This window comes from Ketobacter alkanivorans, from assembly GCF_002863865.1.
Classification (GTDB): domain Bacteria; phylum Pseudomonadota; class Gammaproteobacteria; order Pseudomonadales; family Ketobacteraceae; genus Ketobacter; species Ketobacter alkanivorans.
Genome location: NZ_CP022684.1, coordinates 2833954 through 2857512 on the forward strand (window position 1 = coordinate 2833954; position 23559 = coordinate 2857512).

Sequence of the window (23559 nt, forward strand, 5' to 3'; positions counted from 1 at the left end):
ACGGAATAGTTCATGAAACGCGTCATAGAGATATTAAAAAATAAAATTTTTCTGGGGTTGCTGGGCGTCATCGCGCTGTCACTGGTGATTTGGTTTGGTGCCGATTTCGTAAAATTTGGCGAAGACAATTCAACGCTTTCTGATCCCGCTCGGTTATTGTTGATGCTCGGGGTGTTGTTGATCTGGCTGTTGGCCCAGCTGTTAAGCATGTGGCTATCCCATAGCAAAAACAACAGTATGCTTAAGGAAATGGAAGTCGAAGAAGTTGATCAGGATGCCGTCCGCGCCGGGGAAGAAGTCGCAGCGCTGAATAAGCGCTTCACTGACGGCATGGCGATTTTAAAGCGCGCCAAATTTGATACCAGCAAAGGCAAAGTTGCGCTGTATCAACTGCCCTGGTACATCATCATCGGGCCACCCGGTTCTGGCAAAACCACAGCTTTGGTTAATTCTGGCCTGGAATTTCCTTTGGCTGAGAGCCATGGAAAAAATGCGCTGGGTGGAGTGGGTGGTACCCGCAATTGTGATTGGTGGTTCACCAATGAAGCGGTGATGATAGACACCGCTGGGCGCTTTACCACCCAGGATAGCCACAAAACCGTAGACAGCTCCGCGTGGCAAGGTTTTCTTGCATTGCTGAAAAAGCATCGGCCACGCCGCCCTATCAATGGTGCTCTCATTGCAATCAGCGCCCAGGATCTTTTAACACAGCAACCGGCGCAGCGGGCTCATAACGCGAAACTGATTCGTGAGCGCATTGATGAGCTGCAGAAAAGTTTTGGCGTTAAGTTTCCCATCTATGTGATGCTGACCAAATGTGACCTGGTGGCAGGCTTTACCGAGTTCTTTGCCAATCTTACTCAGCCTGAAAGGCAGCAGATTTGGGGCACCACCTTTAATATCGAGTCCGACCAGCAGTTGAACAGCATGCCCCATGAAATGGATTTGCTGATAGGTCGATTGAATGATCGTGTTTTGTGGCGTGTCCACAATGAACGAGACCCTGCTAAGCGCGCCTTAATACAAGCCTTTCCTCAGCAAATGGAGAACCTGAAGCCGTTGCTGGTGGAATTCATGAGCGAAGCGTTCGCGTCGAATCGTTACAGCGAACAGCCGCTGTTGCGCGGTGTGTATTTCTGCAGCGGCACTCAAGAAGGTACGCCCATTGATCGTATGATGTCTGCGGTGTCCTCCAATTTTGGCTTAAGCCGCGATGCGCTGCGTAATCAGGGAGGCAGTGGTAAAAGCTTTTTCATCAACCGCTTGTTCAAGGATGTAGTGTTCCCTGAAGAGGAGCTGGTTGGCAGTAATAAAAAGCTGGAATCCAATTTACTGTGGTTGCGCCGTGGTTACTTTGGCGCGCTTGGTGTGTTGTTTGTGGGGCTGGTTGTAATGTGGGCGTTTACCGTAAATCGTAATAACGCTTTTATGGCAGAGGTAAACAACTACATAGCTCAGTATCAGTCACAACAAAGCCAGCTGGGGCAGTTTGATCAGGATCCGGTTAATACGTTGCCGGTTTTGGCGCCGCTGTATCAGGCGTCACGGGTATACAACCAAGAAGAGCACCCATGGCTCAGCGGTGTGGGTTTGTATGACGCTTCTGTAGATAAAGCGGCAGATGCTCTGTATCTGAATGCGTTACGCAAAGATTTCCTGCCCCGCTTCCAGTATTACATGGAGCAAAAGTTACAGTCCATGAGTGCTACGGATGAAAACCTGATAGATACCTTCCGTACGTATCTCATGCTGGTGGATCGTGAGCACTTTGATCCCAAAGTAATAAGCGGATGGGCAGAGGATCAATGGCAACAGCGTCTGCCGGGCGAAGCGGGTAAACAGAACGACCTGAATCAACATTTGGCTGTTCTGCTAGCGAAGGGCTTTGGCAATGTGCAATTGAATGAATTTATCGTGACCGGCTCGCGTCAAAAGCTGAAGCAGATTCCAGCAGGTCAGCGTCTCTACAGTCAAATGAAGTCCAGCGATCTGGGGCAACAACAACTGGATATATACTCTCAGATCGGTGGCAAATCGGCAGAGATATTTGGCTATGGCGATGCGGCGAGTGCATTGCAGATGTCAGCGCTGTACAGCCGACCAGGTTTTAAATCCCTGGACTTCAGTGTTAAGTCTCCGTTGCTGCAACAGTTAGATCGGGATCGATGGATTTTCGGCAGTTCAGACGTGGATGATTTCACCGAGGCGGATAAAGAGAAATTAGCCACCGAGCTGAAAACATTATACCTCAACGATTACAGTAGCCAGTGGCAGAGTATGTTGAACCAGCTGCATGTGGCCAAGTTCAGTGACATGACCAGTGCAACAGCGATTGTGAAACAAATGGCTGATCCAGTCTATTCGCCTATTGTTGCAGTGTTGCGTGTCGCCAAAGAAAACACAGCACTGACTCCGGGCTGGCCCAAGCCTGCGTTATTGCCAGGTACATCGGCGACGGCAGCTGGCGCGGCAGAGGCCATCATCGGCAAAGTGGTGAAGCCGACTTTGGTCGATGTTGCTTTTAGAGACATCAACCAACTAACCACGCAGAATGAGCAACAGCCCGCTGCCATAAACGATGTGCTCAATGGTATTAAAGAGCTGCACGGTTACTTGAACAACATGGCGGTGTCACCCAATCCGAACCAGGCAGCCTTTGCAGCGGCCAAGGCCCGATACTCCACCAACAGTGCGGATGCAATTCGCAAGTTGCGTATTCTTGCCAGCAATACACCTGCGCCGGTAAGTGTGTGGTTGAATGAGCTGGCAGACCACAGTTGGGGCGTGATTCTGCAAGGCACCAAAGCACACTTGGATACAGCCTGGAATCAGCAAGTCTATTCAGTTTACGCGCGCACTCTTGGGGATCGTTATCCGCTGCGTAAAGTGCGTAACGAAGCCACGGTGGATGACTTTAATCAATTCCTCTCTGCCGCCGGGGTTGAAGCAACTTTCGTGAAGACCAACGTTAAACCTTTCCTGGATCGTAACTGGAAACCCGCGCAACTGGACGGACAGGCGGTTGCCTTTACCGAAGCCAGCCTGGGTCAGCTAAGGGGTGCTGATACGTTGCGTACGGCGCTGTATCGTGCCGGTGAAGAGCCCGGGTTTGATTTCACTTTGAAACCAAGAAGCCTCGATACTGCGGTGGGTAAATTCGAACTGCAACTGGGTGATCAGCGTTACACTTATACCCACGGCCCGAAAATTGGCAAAAATGCCACTTGGCGCAGTGGACGGGATACCAGTATTCGTATTTTATTTGAGGATCTCAACCAGACCCCGCACCGTGAGACCTATACGGGTAACTGGGCTTGGTATCGCCTGCTGGATGACGCTGGAATTCGTAAAGTAGGCAACACTACTTATCGGGCAACCTTTAACAAGGATGGACGTAAGGCAGAGTACGAGTTGACCAGTAGCAGTCGCATCAGTGGTTTGAATATATCTCTGTTGCGCAATTACCGTTGCCCACAAGGTTTGTGAGGAGAGCGCAGCGATGGCCAGTGAAATAGGCTTCTTTGGCAAATTGCCTGGCTACGGCGATTTTATTGAGCGCAACCTGCCCCGTAGTTTTGTTGAAGTATGGGATCAATGGTTGCAGCGGGCCATGGCGGGCAGTCGTCAAATGCTGGGTGAGCAGTGGCTCGACAGTTATCTTACCTCCCCGGTGTGGCGTTTCGCGCTGTCATCCGGGTGTGTCGATGGCCACGCCTGGCTGGGGATCATGTTGCCCAGTGTGGACAGAGTAGGGCGCTATTTTCCCCTTACCATTGCCTTACCCATGAGCAGCGGTGTTAATCTTAGTTTGGCTCTGTATCACAACGCTCCGTGGTTTAAACGTTTGCATGAGATAGGCTTGGCCTGTTTGCAGGAATCCCCAACCGTCGAAGCGGTTGTCGATGTGCTCGAAACGCTTTCAGACCCGGTGTTGGTGCCCTGGCGTGCCGAGCCCAGCCAGATGCGATCGGTTGGCAACTGCGTGTCACTGGTTGCAAGTAGTGACGTGAAACCCGAGCATGGTGACGTGTCACTCCGACAAAGCCTTGTACAAAATGAGGCCTTGTTAAGGCAGCACTACGCCAGTTTCAGCCTTTGGTACAGTGCGGGAGATGAGCAGGTGCCGGATGTACAATTAAACAGCGAATTTCTACCCGATCCGGTGGGCTATGTATCCATGCTCACCGGGCGGTGGCCCGATTATGGCTGGAATCAGATTGGATAATTTGAATATTTCACCGTGTATAACACACCATGGCAGGGTATCTTGGCTAGAATGAAGGATCAGGAAAGAGCCAGTACGCAGACAAAAACCATACAGTACAAGCGTTAGAAAAGGATCAGCATGGCATCTCCACACATCATCGACATCGACGAACTGCTGCAGCCCATCTCTGAGAACCAGCCCCAGGGTTCCGATATTCGTGAAGATTCTTCCTCCACGTCGTTGTATTACCAAATAAAAGACGCACGCAATACCGCCCGTGCAGCAGAACGGGCCAGCCTGTTTGATCCGGATGAAGCCGCCAATGTGCTGAATGCCTGGCGCCCGATACTGGATCTGGCACCGACGATACTAAAAGAACACAGCAAAGATCTGGAAGTAGCCAGCTGGCTGATTGAAGCCCTGATCCGCTTCCATGATTTCCCCGGACTCCGTGACGGCATCAAGCTTACCAGAGGCCTGGTGGATAACTTCTGGGAAAACCTCTACCCGGAACCGGATGAGGATGGCATAGAAACCAAAGTGGCACCCCTGGCCGGCCTCAATGGTGACAGCGGCGAAGGCACTTTACTTGCGCCCATTCGTAACGCCCTAATAACCACCGAAAGCTCGGTGGGAGCCTACAGTTTCTGGCAATATCAACAGGCCAGGGACGCTGCCAGAATCACCGATCCAGACAAACGTGAAGAAAAAGAAGCCACACTGGGATTCACCCAGAGACAGATAGAAACCGCCGTTGCCGAGGCATCCAACGAATACTATCAGAATCTGGTAGACGACCTGGAAGGGGCCGTGGCGGATTTCAAAGCCATGAATGACGTCCTGCGTCAGCATTGTGGTCACGAAGCACCACCGTATTCTTTGATACTGGAAACATTAGAAGAAGTACTGCGCGCTGTGCGTTTTTTAGCCAAAGATAAATTGGCTGTGGCTGCCCCTGAGGAAGAGGCTATGACCGAAACATCCGCAGGAGAAGCACCAGTGGCGGTGGCTCCAGGAGCCAGCGCTGGCACCAGTGGCCCCATTAGCAGTCGCGAAGATGCCCTGCGTCGGCTGGATGAGGTGGCCAAGTATTTCCGCGCCACCGAGCCTCATACTCCCCTGGTGACAGGAATTGAGCGCTTGGTACGCTGGGGTCGCATGCCGATGGCAGAATTGATACTGGAACTGGTGCCGGATCCCACCGCGCGCGCCTTCTACCAGCACCTTACCGGTGCTAAGCTCAACGAAAGTGATGATCAGGCGGACTTGAGTGCGACCTATGCCGCGACGGCGAGCACCATCAGCCAGCCACAAGCCACTTCATCCAATACCGAAGAAGACAGTGGTGGAGGTTGGTAGCAAACCTCTATGGCCAGATCATAAAATAGGAAATAGTAACAACATACGGAAGTGGCATAAAAACTGGAACGGAACATGCTTTCTCTCATAGCAAGACCAACGAATTTTAACGGAGGAACCACCCATGGCTGATAGCATTCACGACAAACTCAAACGTGTGCGCAAACCCCGCGTTCACATAACTTATGATGTAGAAACCGGCGGCGCTGAGCAGACCAAAGAGTTGCCCTTTGTGATGGGCGTGATGGGGGATTACTCCGGCGACAACACGGCAAACAAGAAATCCTTGAAAGAACGTAAGTTCGTGGGCATTGACCGTGACAACTTCAATCAGGTTATGGGCAACGTAAACCCTACCGTTTCCATGAAAGTGGAAAACACACTGGCGGGGGATGACAGCGAAATGGCGGTCGATCTATCCTTCAAAAATATGGATGACTTTGATCCAACCGCCATCGTGAATCAGGTAGAGCCGTTAAAGCAGTTGCTGGAAGCGCGCAACAAGCTGCGTGATCTGATGAGCAAGGCGGATCGCTCCGAAGAGCTGGAAACCATTTTGGAAGACATCCTGCAGAATACTGACAAGGTGACTTCCATTTCACAAGAACTGGGCCTCGGTAAGGAAGGGGAAGAATAATGGCCGAACAAGAAACCCAAACTGAAGGCGGCGCAGAAGCCGCGGAAGGTTCCGTCAGTCTGTTGGAAATGGCCATCGGCGCCACCAAGCAAACCGAACGGGATGAAGCACAGGATTTGATGGCCAACCTCACCAAGCAGGTGTTGGACGGTACCGTAACCTGGGATCGTAACCTGACCAAAACCATTGGTAATGCCATTACCGCCATCGATGCTGCAATTTCCAAACAGCTCGCTGCCATTATGCATAACGAAAAGCTGCAGAAAGTCGAAGGTTCATGGCGTGGTCTGCACCACTTGGTAATGAATTCCGAAACGGGAACCGGCTTGAAAATTCGCATGCTGAACATCGGCAAGCGTGAACTGTTTAAGGATCTGGATAAGGCTGTTGAATTTGATCAAAGCCAAATCTTCAAAAAGATCTATGAAGCAGAATTTGGTACCGCTGGCGGCGAACCCTATGGTGCTTTGATCGGCGACTACGAGTTTACCAATCACCCCGAAGACATCGACCTGCTGTCCAACATGTCCAACGTAGCGGCTGCAGGGTTCTGCCCATTCATCAGTGCTGCGGGCGCTCAGATGTTTGGCTTCGATGACTTTACCGAACTTTCCACACCGCGTGACCTGTCCGGTATTTTTGCATCCCAGGAATACATCAAATGGCGCAGCTTCCGTGATAGCGAAGATTCCCGTTTTGTATCATTGGTCATGCCCCGCGTACTGTCCCGTCTGCCATATGGTGCCAACACCAAGCCAGTGGAAGAATTCAACTACGAAGAATTCGAAGCAGATGAGTCCGGCATGCACAAAGCCGTTGGCCACGATCAATACACGTGGATGAATGCTGCATACGTAATGGGTACTACACTGACTCGCTCTTTCTCTGAAAATGGATGGTGTACTGCCATTCGTGGTGCAGAAGGTGGCGGTAAAGTAGAAGGCTTGCCATCACATCTGTTTAAAAGTGATGATGGTGACGTGGATCAGAAATGCCCAACTGAAATCGGTATCACTGATCGACGTGAAGCGGAACTCAGCAATCAGGGCTTCCTGCCGTTGTGCCACTATAAGAACACGGATTACTCGGTATTCTTTGGTGCCCAAACTGCGCAGAAACCCAAAGTGTATGATGACCCGGATGCCACGGCCAACGCGTCTATTTCTGCACGCCTTCCTTATATGATGGCTACCGGTCGTATCGCCCATTACCTGAAAGTGATGGCGCGGGACAAAATCGGTTCCTTTATGGAAGCGAAAGACTGTGAGCAGTGGTTGAATCGTTGGATTGCCGGTTATACCAACAGTAACCCCGATGCCAGCGCTGAAATGAAAGCCAAGTTCCCACTGGCGGAAGCGCGCATTGAGGTAAAAGAAACGCCTGGAGCCCCAGGCTCGTATAACGCCGTTGCCTATCTGCGCCCTTGGCTGCAGATGGAAGAACTGACCACCTCTCTGCGCATGGTGGCCAGTATTCCGAAAGCGGGTTAATTCCCGTTGTAACGGAATCCGGTCGGCGTGGTTTGACCAAACCACGCCGACTGTTTTCTTGCCCTAACAAAAACTGAACCCGTTACCATGGCCAACATCGACCTAGCAGAACTGCTTAATGCCACTCAGGCTTCGCAAGCGGCGCCCGGCAATCCGCTGGCTGCGTTTCTGCACAGTGAAGGGGAAGGTGATGGATTTCGAATATGGGTACAAAACTTTTCTGTAGCGAGTAAAGCGGCTGATCTGCCATTACGGCAGTATCTGGCGCAGCAGGTTTCGCTAATAGATGAGCTGATAGAAGAACAGGTTAATGCCATTCTGCATCATCCAAAATTGCAGCAAGTGGAGTCATCCTGGCGCAGTTTGCACAAACTGTGTGATGAGAGCTATCACTACCCTGATATCAAACTGAGACTACTGAATGTCAGTTGGGCTGAAGTCTGTAAAGACATCACCAAAGCTCAGGATTTCGATCAAAGCCAATTATTCCAGCGTATCTATAACGATGAATATGGCACGCCCGGTGGTGAACCTTACGGTTTATTAATCGGTGACTACTACGTAAGTCATAAGCCTTACAAAGGGCACAAATACAACGATCTTGAGGTGTTACAAGGTTTGGCGCAAATCGCTGCCGCCGCCTTCGCACCGTTTATCTGTGGTGCGGCTCCCCAATTGTTCGGGCTGGACGATTACCAGACTCTGGGCAGCCATCTTAATTTTCAGGCCATTTTTCAACAGCAGGAATACATCAAATGGCGCGCCTTCCGTCAGCAGGAAGATGCACGTTTTGTTGCCTTAACACTGCCGCGAATAATACTGCGCAAGCCCCATCAAAGCGTGGCAGGAGAACTGCCTTTTAAAGAGCGCTGTGAACGACCCCAGCATTATCTTTGGGGTAATGCAGCGTTCGCGTTCGCCAGCGTCATCGTACGTGAATACGGTGATATCGGCTGGTTTGCCCAAATTCGAGGTGTGCCACGTGATCAGTTAGCTGGCGGTGTCGTAACTGGATACGATGCCTTGCCGATTCCTGACGGCACCGGTGTTTATCACATATTGACAGACGTGGTGATAACGGATGCGATTGAACGTGAGCTCAGTGAGCTGGGGTTGATGCCGCTGTGTCAGTGTTACGGAGTTCCATTGGCTGCTTTCCACAGCAATCCTTCGGTACACATGCCGAAAAAATTCGAAAGCAAAAGCGCTACCGCTAATGCCCGTATCAGTGCCATGTTGCAACAGGTTCTGTGTGCATCGCGTTTTGCACACTATCTAAAAGTCATGATTCGCGACAAAGTAGGATCTTATACTACGGAAAAAGAAATCGAAGGCATGCTCACCAAATGGCTCAATCAATACACAACCGGTCGAGATGATTTGAGTTGGGAGATGAGAGCGAAATACCCGCTGCGGGATGTCCGCCTTCAGGTGCGTGAAATGCCTGGGATGCCAGGTCAATATACCTGTGTAATATTCCTCAAACCGCACTATATCGCAGAAAATTTGGTATCCGAATTAAAGTTGACCACTGAGTTGTCCCAGGCCGGCATAGGATCGAGGGGCTAATCATGATTGATAAAGAACAAAAACTGATTGTACCGTTGCTGGATCGTCTGCTTGATGATAATCCTCAGGAAACCAAAGAAAGTGCTCGCGCACATCACCTGTTGATTCATCAGATGAAAGAAAGCGTGCGCCGTGATCTGGAAGATCTGTTTAATACCCGGCAGTGCTGTATGGCACCGCCTAAGTCACTGCCGCATATTCAGGCGGCTTTGCATAACTACGGCTTACCCGATGCGGCCACGTTGAATTTGAGTTCACAGAAAGCCAGGCACGAGTTCTGCCGTACGGTAGAAGATACAATTCTGCGTTACGAACCTCGCATTCGTAGTGCAAAAGTGCAGACCCAATCGTCCTACGATCCAGAGGATCCCAGTATCCGATTTCGAGTAGAGGCTACACTGCATGCTCTCAATGCCGATGAGGTGATCGTGTTCGATTCGGCCCTAAACCCAGTGACCCGTTCAGTCACCGTATCGGAGACCGTGTAAATGAGTGATGAGCTGCTCAAGCATTATGAAAAAGAGCTGGCTTTTGTGCAAAAGGCTATGTCCGAATTTGCACAGCGTCACCCAAAAATCGGCAGTCGTCTGCGCATATCGGATGATCGCCCGGAAGATCCTTTTGTTGAACGTTTACTGGATGGTGTAGCGTTATTGAATGCGCGCATCCAGGATAAGCTTAACGACGATTTTCCTGAAATGACCGATGGTATGATGGGGACGCTGTATCCTCATTATCAACGGCCAATTCCATCCATGAGCATCGTTCAGTTTCAGGCGGCCGAGGCACTGGATGAATGCGTGACGATGCCCGCGAACACAGAAATGGACACAGATACCTTCGGCGGGGAAAGTTGTCGCTTCACCACTTGTTACCCAGTGGACATTCAGCCGTTGAAGGTAGAGTCGGCGCAACTGATGGCGCGCCCGTTTGTGGCGCCTGGCGCAGATGCGGTGAGTGGCGCCGATGGCGTATTAAAAATTGCATTGAAAACCTTGTCGCCGGCGTTGAATCTAGCGGAGCTTAAGCCTGGTAAAATTCGGTTTTACCTGCGCGGGCAGCCCAAGCATATTTATCCGCTGTACGAGCATTTTATGAATGGTGCCGTCAAGGTTGTACTGGCAAAAGGCGAATCGGATACCAATCCCACCTACTGCAATACCGATGTTATAAAATCGGTGGGATTTGATCTTGATGAAGGCATGTTGCCATATCCAGCCACAGCGTTTGAAGGCTACCGGCTGCTGACTGAATACTTTGTGTTTCCGCAGAAATTTTTGTTTGTTGATATCGACATTTCAAAGTTGCCCGCCACCATCAGCAATGAATTGAATATCTACGTTTATTTGAAAGAATCTGACGGCGAGCTGGAACATTACGTCAATGCCAGCGTGTTTGTTCTTGGGTGTACACCGGTTGTAAATTTGTTCTCCTATGTGGCTGATCCGATTGCTCTGGATCATACGGAAACAGAATATCGTGTCATTCCCGATGGCCGTCGCACTGGTGCGCTGGAGGTATACTCAGTCGATAGCGTCAACGCATCCGATGCTAACGGAAACAAGTTTGAATACACGCCATTTTATGGAATCAAGCACCGTCATACAGAGCGTAATCATGGTACTTATTGGCATGAACGTCGCTTATCTGTTATCGAGGGTGAGAATCGTAATGAGGAAGCATCAGAGCTTAACATCAGTCTGGTTGATCTGAATTTTGATCCGAATCTGCCGTCCGATGAAACATTGGATTTGCAAGTAACCTGTTTTAATCGAAACCTGCCCGCCAAGTTGCCGTCGGGCACTAATCAGCCGCGGTTGAATTTGGTCGAAGGGGATGCACCAGTGGCATCCATCCATTGTATAACACCACCTACCAGCACCTTGCGGCCACCATTGCGCAATCGTGCCTACTGGCGGTTGATGTCCCATTTGAACCTGAATCATCTATCCCTAACAGGAGATGAGGACGGCGATGCATTGAAAGAGATCTTACGTCTTTATGATTTCCGCAATGCAGATAGCACCCGCAAGATGATTGATTCCATTCGCCGAGTATCGGTAAAGCCGATTATGGCACCAATAAAAGTAGGTAAGGGCACTGCCATGTGTCGCGGTACTCAGGTAGAGATGGAATTTGATCCCAGATTGGTAGCAAGTGGATCAGCGTATCTATTTGCCAGCGTGCTGGAGCGCTTTCTTGCCCTCTACTGCAGCCTGAATTCATTTACCCGACTGATCGCCCGTATCAGTGAAAGTGAAGGAGAACTGAAGCGATGGCCTCCGCGCGCCGGCGAAAAAGCCTTGCTGTAACCAAGCAGCTGCAGGAAGAGCCCTATCGCTTTGAATTCTTTCAGGCGGTACGGCTACTGGAGATGGCTGCCCGCTTAAAAGCGGGAGAGAACAAAAAGTTTGCCCGTGTGCCTGTTGCCAAAGGTGCGCCCCCTAACCGTGAAAGTATCCGGTTTCGTGCCCAGGCCAGCCTGGCATTTCGTGGCGCTGACGTGGATCGAATTGAGATCACCGAAACCATCGAGCAGGATGATGGGGAAGCACCCCAAAAGCAGTGGCAGATGTTGATTAACAGCTTTGGGTTGTTTGGCAGTAATGGCGTACTGCCTTATCACATGAGCGAGTTGGTGATTCAACGTCTGCGTCAGAAGGATCGTTCACTGGCGAACTTTCTAGATGTGCTGAATCATCGCAGCACCTCGTTATATTACCAGGCGTGGCATAAATACCGCCTGCCTGTAGTGTACGAGCGAGCACATCGCGAAGGGCTTAACCGCAATGATATATTCAGCCATGTATTGGCATCGTTCATTGGTCTGGGAACAGAAAAGTTACAAGAGCGACTACCTATACCGGATGATGCGTTGCTGGGATTCAGTGGCCAACTGTCTCGTGGTACGCCTTCGGCACCTACCATGGCACGCATTTTGGAGCACTATTTCGAGCTGCCTATTAATGTTGAACAGTTTATTGGCAAGTGGCAGCCATTGCCCGAGGACATGCAAAGCAGGATACCTGGATTGGGTGTGCCGCTTGGGCAGAATAACGTGCTGGGTGAAAACGTAATACTGGGCCGTCATTGTTGGGATATTCAAAGTAAATTCCGCATTAGTCTGTCTCGGTTGACCTATGAGCAGTTCGTCAGCATTGCGCCTGGTACGAAAAAGATGAAAGCCCTCAAAGCGCTGGCCCGCTTTATGGCAGGTACAGAGTTTGATTTTGATATCGAGATCAGTATTCGTCAATGTGACTTGCCCAGAACCGGGCTGGGCCAGGTGGCACAACTGGATGGTAAGGCCATCAAGGGCGGCGAGTTGATGTTGGGCTGGAACAGCGGCCTCAGTAGTAAGAAAGACAATCTGCAAGACCAGAACCGGCTGATCCAAATTCGGGTGAGTGAATAATTCGATTAATCATTACTAAAATACAGGGAAGCTCAACATGATAAACGTAAACCTAAAATCCCTTGTGGACAAAATGTCCCCCACTATGCGCGATTCCCTGGAAGGGGCGGCAGGACTCTGTATCGGTCGTAGCCACTACAATGTTGAAGTAGAGCATTGGCTGTTGAAGTTACTGGAGACTGTCGATACCGATTTCAACACGCTGTTGGAAAAGCACGAATTGGATATCAGTCATCTCAATAAACAGCTGACTAATACTGTAGAAAAGTTTAAAAGTGGCAGCTCGCGTCCGGCTGCGCTGTCACCGGCGATTGTCGAAGCCAGCAAGAATGCCTGGATGATCAGTTCGGTGGATTTTGGCCACGGTATGATTACCAGCGGCCATTTACTGGCAGCCTTGATGTTGGATGATCAGTCGCGTCGAGCACTGCTGGATTCCGCTCCTGAATTCAAAAATATTGCGCCGGAATCGCTGCGCGAAACGGCGCGGGCGATAATCGGCACGACCGGTGAATCGTCTAGCGGCAGCCACGCTGGATCTGCTCCCACTGGTACGCCGGGTGATGGCGCGGTACGCCCAAGCAAGACCCCGGCGTTGGATAAATACACCATCAACCTGACGGATAAAGCGCGGCAGGGGAAAATCGATCCGGTGCTGGGGCGTGATGACGAAATTCGTCAGTGCATTGATATTCTTACGCGGCGGCGTCAGAACAACCCAATCCTGACCGGTGAGGCCGGGGTCGGTAAAACGGCCGTGGTGGAAGGTTTCGCTCTGCGTATCGCGAACGACGATGTACCAGAGCCATTGAAAGGTGTGGATCTGCACACGCTGGACTTAGGGTTGCTGCAAGCCGGGGCCAGTGTCAAAGGCGAGTTTGAGAATCGCCTGAAATCCGTGATTGAAGAAGTGAAATCCAGCCCCAAACCCATCATTATGTTTATTGATGAAGCCCATACCCTGATCGGAGCGGGTGGTAAGGAAGGTCAGGGTGACGCGGCCAACCTATTGAAGCCTGCATTGGCGCGTGGAGAATTGCGCACGGTTGCCGCTACCACATGGGCCGAATACAAGAAATATTTTGAGCGCGATCCTGCCTTAACACGCCGCTTTCAGGTCGTGAAAGTAGAAGAGCCAGATGAAGAAAAAGCCATCAATATGATGCGCGGAATCTCCAAGGTACTGCAGGATCATCACAAAGTACGCATTCTGGATGAAGCCATTATCGCCTCGGTAAAACTATCGAATCGCTATATACCAGGCCGCCAATTACCGGATAAATCTGTGAGCCTGCTGGATACTGCATGCGCTCGTGTTGCCCTTAGTCAGACAGCAACCCCTTCTGCTATTGAAGACTGTCGCCGCAAAATCTTTCAGGATGCCAGCAACGTAGCCAATATTGAGCGGGAAAACTCGGCCACCGGTGTCCATGATGAACGTATTGCGGCCTTGCACGAAAGTATGCAGCAGTCTGAACAGGAACTGCAGGAACTAGAAGCCCAGTGGGAAAAAGAAAAGGAGTTGATTCAACAGATTCGCGATGTGCGGGATCAGATAGAAGCAGACTTCTTGCGCACGCAGGGCGGTGAAGAGCGTGAGATCGATGATAGTAAACTCGCAGAATTGAAAGCCGAGTTGAAGACGCTGACTGCAAAACTGCAAGAGGTGCAGGGAATACAGCCATTGATGCAGGCTTCAGCGGATGAACAGGCAGTAGCTGAAGTAGTAGCGAACTGGACCGGCATACCGGTTGGGAAAATGGTGAGCGATGAAATAAATGCGGTTCTGAATCTGAAAGATCGTTTGGAAGATCGAGTAATTGGGCAGCCTCATGCATTGGAGGCGGTGGCAAAAGCAGTACGCACCTCCCGTGCTGGATTAACTGATCCTCGCAAACCCATTGGCGTATTCCTGTTCGTTGGCACCAGCGGCGTGGGTAAAACTGAAACGGCGCTTTCGTTGGCGGATGTGATGTACGGTGGTGAGCATAACCTGACCGTGATTAATATGTCGGAGTTTAAAGAGGAGCACAAGGTATCTATGCTGTTGGGTTCTCCTCCAGGCTACGTTGGTTATGGTGAAGGTGGTGTGCTGACAGAGGCTGCCCGTCGCAAGCCATACTCAATCATACTGTTGGATGAAATGGAGAAGGCACACCCAGGCGTACAGGATATTTTCTATAACCTGTTCGATAAGGGCACCATCAAGGATGGTGAAGGTCGCGACATAGATTTCAAGAACACCATCATCATCATGACTTCCAACGCCGGTGAAGATGCTATTCGCGCTATCTTCAACCAAACCGAAGAGCGTCCAGATCCTGAGATTGTATTGGATAGCATTCGCCCGCATTTGCTACAACACTTCAAACCGGCGTTTTTGGGTCGTACCACGTTGATCGCATACAATCCTTTGGATGATGAAGATTTGATGAAGATTGCGGCCATCAATATGCGTCGTATTGAGAAACGAGTGAAAAGTCATTATGGGGCGTCATTCACTTACGACGAAGATGTGCTGTTGCACATTGTTGCGCGTTGCCATGAAGCTGAAACCGGTGCCCGTAATATCGAGAATATTCTTAATAAAACCATGCTGCCTGAATTGGCAAGCGAGTGTTTGCATCATATGGCGAATGACGAGCCGGTGATGAATATTCATGTGGGTGTTACTGAAGAAGGTGATTTCACCTATAAAGTAAGCTAAGGCCGCTTCTGCAAAAGCACGAGGCTGAGTCAGAGCAGGCCTCGTGCCATCAGATATAACATACGAAACGAAGAGAGATCAGCTATGAGCAGGGCAACCATGAACACCGGCGGAGTTCCCATTTCCTCTGGATCGGATCAGGGGGCTTCCCAGTTGGTTCGTAATCGCCCCTGCCATATCGTTGTTTTGGCTGATTTGAGCGGACGTAATCACAGTGGGTTGGATGATCATACAACGCTTTCACAGCGCAAAGTTCATGAAGTAACGCGTGATAATTTTGATGATGTATTCGTACGTATTGGGGTGACCCTGGATCTGGTTATCGCCGATAAGCCAATTAAGTTTCAAGAGCTGGATGATTTGCACCCTGATTATATATATGAGCGTGTTGATCTGTTCAGCCAGTTTCGTACCTTAAAGCGAAAGCTCAACAAAGCAGACAGCTTTGATGCGGCAGCGCGGGAGATTCAAAGTTGGTCTACCGCCAAAAAGCAGGAGCATTCTGAGCCTACTCCTCAAACCACAGGTGATGATGGTCAGGATGATGTGTTGGACATGCTGTTGCATTCCACGCGAGCACAGCAGGAGGCGGCGCAATCAATTCAGGGTTTGATTCAGCAGATTGTATCACCTTACGTTGTGCCGGCAGATGATCCGCGGAAAAGTGAGTTACTGAATACAGTAGATCAGGCCACCAGTCATCTGCTACGTGAAATACTGCACAGCAGTGCGTTCCAAGATATTGAATCCAGTTGGCGTGGATTATATTGGTTGCTAAAGCAGCTGGAGACGGATCAGAATCTGCGTTTATTTGTTGCAGATGTTAGCCTGCAGGAGGTTGTAGCAGATAATCAAGCCAACGCTGATACCACCACCCAATTGCATAAGCTACTGGTTGATCAGAAGGTCGGCGAAGGCTCAGTACCCTATAGTGTGATTGTTGCGGACTATCGTATTGAAGATCAGGTAAGCCATTGTGAAGCACTCGCTAATCTTGCCAGTGTTGCTGCTGATTCCCATGCAGTGTTGCTTGCAGGTGGGTCTGAGCGTTTGGCTGGTTGCCCTGGCCTGGCAACCATCTCGGATCCGGATCATTGGTACTTACACAATCAGGGCGAGACTGATTTTACGCTGATGTGGAACGCTATTCGAGAGCAGGATTACAGTCAGTATGTTGTGTTGACCTGTCCGCGATTTATGTTGCGTTTGCCCTATGGTGCACAAACCAGTCCGCTGGAAGCGTTCGAGTTTGAAGAGCTACCCCAAGATGGACAGCATGCTTACTATCTGTGGGGCAACGGGGCCTGGTTGGTGGCAGCGCAGCTAGGTAATTACTTTAGCGGCGGTGGTTGGTCGATGCAGGCAACCAGCGCTACAAAAGTTACCCAGTTGCCACTTCATGTGTACAAGGAGCATGGGCAAAGCAATGTCATGCCCTGTGCCGAGGTATTGTTAACCGATGTCACGGCTGGTGCATTGATGAATAACGGATTGTTGCCATTGCGCTCGGTAAGGGATGAAGATAGCGTGGTGATCCCTACGTTGCGGTCGATTTCTTCTTTCGATCCAATGCTGCTCGGCCCCTGGAGCGAAGTTCGATAGCGTATTCTATCGATGAATAAGATGTTTGAATTTACTCAAGCCGGACTTTCTCCAAATCCAGGGCTTCGAATTCACCTTGTTGGTTGATGATGGAGCCCCATACTTGATGGCTGGCCTGATGATCGGATGCACTGAATGACAATGGCTTACCAATACCAAGATCCACGTTATTGAGGCGCTCTAATTCATCCACCAGTTCTTCAGTTGTGAAGTAGCGTCCCGCATTAATAAGAGCCATCGTAAACAGTTTCGCGGCAACATATCCCTCCAATGAAACAAAACCGGGCTGCTCTGTCGGAAAGTGCTGTTTCATTGCTTGCTGGTATTCCAGTACGCCGGATGCGTAGGCATCATACATAGGTACTACCTGCGATACAATGACACCTTCACCACCGTTATTTTCAGATTCTCTCAGTTCTTCGGCCAGCGCCGCCGATCCAACAAATGATACGTTGGCGAAATGCCCTTGATAACCATTGATGCGCATCAGTTTGATAAAACGGGAGCTGGCAGGATAGGTTCCTACGATGATAACACCTTCTAAGTGATGAATTTCTGGCCGCAGTAAAGCGATGGCATTCATCACTCGAGTGCTGTTACGCTGATAACTTGCTGTGCTGAGATCGTTAAGAGAAACACCGTACTGGTCGATGGCATTGGCCACACCAGTGAGTCCATCCCGCCCAAAGCTGTCGTCCTGATAGAACACAGCGATATTCTTTGGTGTGATGCCCAAGACACTTACAAAGTAATGTACTAAAGCAGCTGTTTCCTCGCCGTAGCTTGCACGGTAGTTAAACACGTAACGATCCGGAGGATCATTACGCAATATTTGCGCTCCAGAGAATGCACCGAACAGGATCATTTTATTCTCAAGCAGTTGCGGCAGTATGGCTTTGCTGGTGGGTGTGCCAACGTTGCCCAAAAGAGCAAACACGCCGTTTTCGTTGTCAAGAAACTCACTCATATTGTGAGAGGCTTGCTCGGGCTCGTAGCCATCATCCAGTGATTTTAAATGCAGTGTGCGGCCGTGGATGCCACCATTTGCGTTAAGCTGATGAAAGTACGCTTCGGCACCCATGCGCATGGCGCGTCCAAGCTCTCGGGCACTGCCACTAAAAGCTGCACTCATGCCGAGCTGGATCCGATCGTGGCTGACACCTCGTTGTGGTTGAGCCATGCCGATGCCATAGATAACATGGTCGGTTATTCCGTAACGCCAACTGGGAACCGCGTAAATCGCAATGCTGGCAATACAGATAATGCTGCAAAGTACAGTGATCCAAAGGTTGCGAGTTCTGCTACCCGCTTTTTCATTGGGGGAGTTTGTCGAATAAGATGGCTCAGCGCGATGGGCAGGGTTGCTGTAGCCATCAATGGATGGTTGGCTTGACTGTGGGGATGAAGGTACGTTGTGAGCAAACGGAGATGTGCCGGCCTGAACAAAGTTGGCTACTGAAATCGGTCGGGAGCCGGGTGTTTGCGGCATGGAATGAGATGTAGAACGTGCCTGAGGTGATACAACGCGGGTGCGATCATCCAGTGCTTCGGCGTGAACAACCAAGCCGTGATGCCGGAACAGCGTTACATACCGTTTTGCTTCCTGCTCATTAATATCTTTTTTGATCGTAATGCGTTTTTTACTTAGTAATGCGCTTAATTGTGCATCGGAAAAACGTAATGCCTGCTTCAAACCGGCGCGTATCTGGTCGGCAGTGAAGCCTCCCAACATTTCACCCTGACATACCAAATTGAACAATATAGGGTCGTTATCGGGTGCAGTGGGTGTGTCCGAAGGGCCTGCATCCCGAAGGCATTGTGAAAAGGCTTGCCACAATTCGACAGTGGATGCGAACCGCTGCTCCCGTTCCAGCGCCATGGCTTTGTACACAACCGGCTGCAGTATCTCGCAAGCCGGGTCGGTTAGCGAATAGCTGGACAATGGCGGTGGTAGCTCTCGCATTTGCTTGGCCATGATCACTTCACGACTGGCTCCGCGATAAGGTGCCTCACCCGTAATCATAAAATGAAGAATGGCGCCGATGCCGTAGATGTCGGCCAGGTGATTGATATTGGCACCCCGGATTTGTTCCGGAGCCAGATAGCCAGGGGTGCCCATGACTGTACCCAGCTGTGTATGCTTGAGGTTTTCCTCGTGCATAGGCTTGCTGATGCCGAAATCCACAACTTTTACCGTCGTGTCGTTACCTGAAAGGGTGGCCACCATTACATTGCCGGGCTTCAGATCCCGGTGTACCACGTTGTGTTGGTGGGCAGCGTTGATGGCGCTGCACAAAGGTTCCATCAGCCAAGTGATGTTAGGCAGGCTAAGCCCCTTCTCTTTATATACTATGTCTGCCAGGGATGCCCCTTCCAGGTATTCCATCACGAGAAACACCAATCCATCTTCGGTATGGCCGAAATCCAATACGCTGACGATATTAGGGTGATTCAATTGGCTGCAGATGCGAGCCTCACGCAGGAAGAGCTGGATAAAGTCATCGTCATAAAAGCTGGGCAGCAGCATTTTGACCACCACTTTTCGTGCCAGGCTGAGTTGCTCAGCCAGATATACTCGACTCATTCCACCATCGGCCAGCATGGCATCGATGCGATAGGTATCCTTCAGTGTGCGGCCGATGAGTGGATCGGTCATTGGGGTCCCTTAGGGTCAGCGATAGGTTGGTCAGTAGAGTATAGATGAGGGAGCGGCGAGTTTCTTTTGAGCTTGGGCAACAATTTATTTACACTTCCGGATGTGTTTCGCTTGGGGGCGAAATGGTTGAATCTACGTTTTAAATACAATGTCTTAAGTGTACCGGCACCATTACATCGCGGTGGCGGGCACAGGTTGTGAAGTCAGGGGATAAGTCATGGAAGTCAGCCCAACCTATCGAGTGGTGTTTACGGGGAAATTTACATCTGAGTCAGGAGCGGCGGCAGCGGTATCCGGTTTCGCTGCCTTGGCTCGTATATCCAACGAGAAAGCTGCCCAGGTGTTAGGTGCTGAGCGGGTTCTGAAGCAGGGGCTGGAGTTAAAGGTGGCCCATGCCTATCGAGAGAAATTGGAGCAGATTGGCTTACAGGTAAGCATTCAACCGCAAAAGGTGGAAAAACCAGTCTTGTCGTTGTCACTTGAGCCCATCGAGAATGAGCCCCCTGCGGATAATCACAACGAGATCAAACCCGGTCAGGAAGTCGTGGATTCACCGGTCGCCCAACTTTCTACAGATCGTATGCGGTGTCCGAAATGTGGCCATGAGCAGGATAAGGCTGCACAATGCGATTCCTGCGGAGTCTACGTGCATAAGGTCCAGTCAGCGGAGCCAGCCTTGACCGATCGTGGTGCAGCGGTGCGCGGGGAAGCTGATTCTGATGAGCCCGGTGATCCCAAACTTATTTCAGTAGTAACTGCAGTGGTTGCGGCGCTGGTATGTGCCTATCTATGGTTGGGGATCGCGGTAATTTCAGAATATGAACTGGGAATTGTTGCCTGGGCCATAGGGGGTGTTGTGGGTTTTGCTGCCATTGCATCGGGATCTGCCGGGATGCGTACCGGGGTTATGTGCGGGGCTTTAGCCTTGGCATCCATTCTGGGTGGAAAGCTTTTGGTGGTGAACCATTTTTACGGAGAGATTGCGTCTGCGCTGCAGCAGGAGCTACCGGAAGAAGGGTTGTTTCAATCCTATCAGGCTTACAATGAAATGGCCCGCTACTATGTGGAGCAGGTTGATACGGATGCGGAGTTGCGCAGTTTCATGGTGCACTATGATTTCGCCGACACAGACGATCCCGATATGATTACCAGCGACGAGCTGGACTTTTTTCGGCAAGAAGAGGCACCCATCCTGGAAGCAACGGCGGCTGAGCCGATTGATGTGGAGGCTTTCCGCGATCTGGATCAATTAAGCGGATCGGAATATGCAGAAAGCCTGTTGGGTTATAGCACTTGGGATGCGCTGAAAGAGGATTTAGGCCCGATCGACTACCTGTTCTTCTTTCTGGGTATCGCGACAGCGTTTCGTATGGGTGCCAGTGGCCGTTTGGGCTAGAGTTCACGGGAGTGGATAGTACCAGTCCGGTCGCGAGCGCAGGTCGTTAGGTGGATACTGATACTCCTGTTGGGGTTCAAACATGAGTGAGTTAAACCAACTGCTGTCGGAGGACAGCAGTGACAGCAAGTGACGTAAGCGGGATAAGTTAATGCCTGCTTCTACCCAGTCGGTCTCGCCATTGGCCAGATCCACGGGATCCATAATATTGAGATAACCGGGGTTTAGCGGCCGATCCACGGTTTTACCCTCATCCCGCCACCAATAGTGTAGCGTGCGCACGGACCAAAGGTAGCCAAAGTGATAGGCGGTGGGGTTGTAATCCCAACTGGCGATGCGGTCTGCATCGACCCGGTAGTGTTGTTCACGTTCTGTGGCAATGGCTTGCGCGCGATCCAGCGCATTCCGGGCCAGGTTTAAATGAACATTGGCATCAGCATTGGACTGGGCGTTCACAGTGGCATAGAGGTTGAGCACCTGTTCGGCCCTGAGCGTAGTCATCTCCATCGCGTCTTTCAGTTCTTGATACAGAGGTAGACCCTGTGGGGGAATGTCTTCCTGTAATGTCTGCATTTCCTCTAGTAACAGTGTCAGTTCATTGGTTGTGGTGGAAAGCAGCGGTGCCAGTTCGGTTGTGAAATCGATTTTCCCGGATTTGGGTATCAAAGGGTTTTTGTTATCAAGCAGGCCCATGTTACGGGGTTGTGTTTCCAGCATGCCAGCCAGTTTTGCCATATCATCCCAGGCTTCCCATCCCTGCAGATAGGCTTGAGCATTGCGCAGCGCAGGGTCATGGGGTTTCACACCGTTCACCTCGCCTTCAATAAACAATTGCTGTTGTTTCTGCACCCAGCGCACTAACAAATCGCTGACGCGTTCTGCTGCGTGGCCAAAAGGCTTAACCACCGGCAGTAATGCCTGTTGTAGTGCGGTTGTTTGATCAGAAATCTCTGGCATTGGATTCCAGGCGGCGCGGGCGGTAATCACGTCGTTGAGCCAATAGCCCCATTCCCAGCCACTGGAAAAGTTAACCTGACCATCAATTACGCTACCCGTTTTCTCATCTTCTGCGATCAAACGCAGATCATACAAACGGCGGTCGGCGTAAATGGGCAGGAACAGTGGCACGTCGATGTCGTAACTGACCCAGTAGGCTGTTTCGGGATAGTAGAGGACTTCACGGCGGCCCGCTTCTAGCCGCATGTAATCACGTATGAAAGTGAAATTGCTGTTGTTGTAGGTGTATGCCGGGCCCTCTAGATCGTAGTACTGAACCGTGTGTGGCATGACGCCAAGCAATGGATCAGCGTAGTAAGGTAAAAAATTGAAGTTAAGGGGATCGCCGTTGCGAGGGTCAGTGAAATTTTCTGCCACTTGATCCTGGGTGCAATGCACTTTGACGTAACTGCGCTTGCCATATTGGCTCCAGCTATAGCGAGCCACTTCGTTCATCCAGCTGAGCATGAGCTGATCATTTGGATGAGTAAACTCACTGAATCCCATCTCGATTTCAAAATAGTCGAAGCCCGCCTGATTCAGCCAATCGATAGCGTTGCGAATCTGTGCCAGTTCACCTCCGGGCTGCCGAACCATGGTCCAGGCGTGTTGCTGGCGGAATACAACGGGGGCATCAATACCCACGGCGAGGCCCCATTGATGTGCCATATCCACCAGGGTGTTCAGGCGGCGCTGGCGTTCATCGCTGTCGGCGAACTCCTGCCAGGAGTCTGCCATTAATAAAAACCACTCCACCCGGTTCTGCTTGTTGGCGACGCTCCACTCCAGAAAGCGCTCCCATTCCTGTAGTAGCGATTCCCATCCGGCAAGGTCATCCGGCCCGTTGGGGCCCCATCCGTTAAGAACATGGGTCAGTTCCAATGGATGCTGAGTGTGAATGTGCCAGGCGCGAATGGGCCAATGGGGTTGTTCATGACGGTTTGGTGCAATGCTCCAATCCAATTGCTCAGGCACAGTGGGGGACAGCGGGTGTAAAAAAGCAAAGCCCAATTCCTCCAGCAGCGCGTAGGCGGCGTAGAGATCACCAATATTGTGGCCGTTAGAGAGCAGGTTTTTTTCACTGCCGGGGTTGCCCTGGGCAAAAATGGCTTTGATATTGCGTGCCAGAGTCAGGGTCCTAAGAGTAAACGCTTCTGAAGCATCGTCGATAATCGGCGTGTTCTGGAGCAGCTCCCAATCGCCAGTGTCCCCAAAAACCAGAACCTGCGCCCCGGAGTCCAGGCGGTTTAACCCGTAGCTGGAATCCAGAACAGTGATAGGAGAAAACTGGCTCAAATGGGCCACAATTCGCTGCTTGGGAGTATCGGGGATGCTATCAGCGAACTTCACGAAGAAGCTGCCCGGCGAGCCTTGACTCTGGGTGTCTTCGTTTCCACCGCATCCTGACAACGGCATAAAGGCTAAACAAAGCAGGATGGTAAATAGGTATGGGATGGGCTGCACGGGATGTTCCATTCTCAGTTTGAGAATTCAGTTATTGCTACATCCGGGGAGGGTACCATGT

At 50.8% G+C, this 23559-nt stretch carries 14 protein-coding genes; 12 read left to right on the plus strand and 2 right to left on the minus strand.

Going from position 1 to position 23559, the window contains the following annotated elements:
- The first annotated feature begins 12 nt into the window (after positions 1-12).
- The 11 genes from tssM to Kalk_RS12215 all read left to right on the plus strand — a co-directional run bounded on the left by tssM (position 13) and on the right by Kalk_RS12215 (position 16986).
- The gene (gene tssM, locus Kalk_RS12165) at positions 13-3486 is read left to right on the plus strand and encodes a type VI secretion system membrane subunit TssM (protein ID WP_101894509.1); all 3474 of its coding nucleotides are present in this window, start codon (positions 13-15) and stop codon (positions 3484-3486) included.
- Between the two features lie 13 nt (positions 3487-3499).
- Complete coding sequence (gene tagF, locus Kalk_RS12170) at positions 3500-4225, plus strand: type VI secretion system-associated protein TagF (RefSeq protein ID WP_101894510.1); 726 nt, start codon at positions 3500-3502, stop codon at positions 4223-4225.
- A 120-nt stretch (positions 4226-4345) separates the two neighbouring features.
- Entirely contained in the window at positions 4346-5566 is a 1221-nt protein-coding gene (gene tssA / locus Kalk_RS12175; protein ID WP_101894511.1) for a type VI secretion system protein TssA, read from the plus strand.
- A 124-nt stretch (positions 5567-5690) separates the two neighbouring features.
- Positions 5691-6203 (plus strand): type VI secretion system contractile sheath small subunit, encoded by a 513-nt coding sequence (gene tssB / locus Kalk_RS12180; protein WP_101894512.1) that lies wholly within the window; start codon positions 5691-5693, stop codon positions 6201-6203.
- Positions 6203-7693 carry a type VI secretion system contractile sheath large subunit gene (gene tssC, locus Kalk_RS12185; protein WP_101894513.1) on the plus strand — a complete coding sequence of 497 codons (1491 nt, stop codon included), beginning with the start codon at positions 6203-6205 and terminating at the stop codon, positions 7691-7693. Before tssB ends, tssC (Kalk_RS12185) begins: the two co-directional genes overlap by 1 nt.
- Positions 7694-7780: 87 nt before the next feature.
- Complete coding sequence (gene tssC, locus Kalk_RS12190) at positions 7781-9262, plus strand: type VI secretion system contractile sheath large subunit (protein WP_101894514.1); 1482 nt, start codon at positions 7781-7783, stop codon at positions 9260-9262.
- Between the two features lie 2 nt (positions 9263-9264).
- Complete coding sequence (tssE, locus tag Kalk_RS12195; protein ID WP_199767904.1) at positions 9265-9750, plus strand: type VI secretion system baseplate subunit TssE; 486 nt, start codon at positions 9265-9267, stop codon at positions 9748-9750.
- A complete protein-coding gene (gene tssF, locus Kalk_RS12200) occupies positions 9751-11574 on the plus strand; it encodes a type VI secretion system baseplate subunit TssF (protein ID WP_101894515.1) in 1824 nt (607 codons plus the stop codon).
- Positions 11538-12677, plus strand: coding sequence for a type VI secretion system baseplate subunit TssG (tssG, locus tag Kalk_RS12205; protein ID WP_101894516.1), 1140 nt, complete (start codon positions 11538-11540; stop codon positions 12675-12677). Before tssF ends, tssG begins: the two co-directional genes overlap by 37 nt.
- Before the next feature lie 37 nt (positions 12678-12714).
- On the plus strand, positions 12715-15384 hold the full coding sequence (gene tssH / locus Kalk_RS12210; RefSeq protein WP_101894517.1) for a type VI secretion system ATPase TssH: 2670 nt from the start codon (positions 12715-12717) through the stop codon (positions 15382-15384).
- 84 nt (positions 15385-15468) lie between these two features.
- A complete protein-coding gene (locus Kalk_RS12215; RefSeq protein WP_101894518.1) occupies positions 15469-16986 on the plus strand; it encodes a type VI secretion system contractile sheath domain-containing protein in 1518 nt (505 codons plus the stop codon).
- A gap of 31 nt (positions 16987-17017) precedes the next feature.
- Here Kalk_RS12215 and Kalk_RS12220 read toward each other — a convergent pair whose 3' ends face one another.
- The gene (locus Kalk_RS12220) at positions 17018-19642 is read right to left on the minus strand and encodes an ABC transporter substrate-binding protein (RefSeq protein WP_101894519.1); all 2625 of its coding nucleotides are present in this window, start codon (positions 19640-19642) and stop codon (positions 17018-17020) included.
- A gap of 217 nt (positions 19643-19859) precedes the next feature.
- Between Kalk_RS12220 and Kalk_RS12225 the strand changes: the two genes are divergently transcribed.
- A complete protein-coding gene (locus tag Kalk_RS12225) occupies positions 19860-21038 on the plus strand; it encodes a hypothetical protein (RefSeq protein WP_101894520.1) in 1179 nt (392 codons plus the stop codon).
- A 3-nt stretch (positions 21039-21041) separates the two neighbouring features.
- Here Kalk_RS12225 and Kalk_RS12230 read toward each other — a convergent pair whose 3' ends face one another.
- On the minus strand, positions 21042-23498 hold the full coding sequence (locus Kalk_RS12230; RefSeq protein ID WP_158643461.1) for a hypothetical protein: 2457 nt from the start codon (positions 23496-23498) through the stop codon (positions 21042-21044).
- Between the last annotated feature and the right edge of the window lie 61 nt (positions 23499-23559).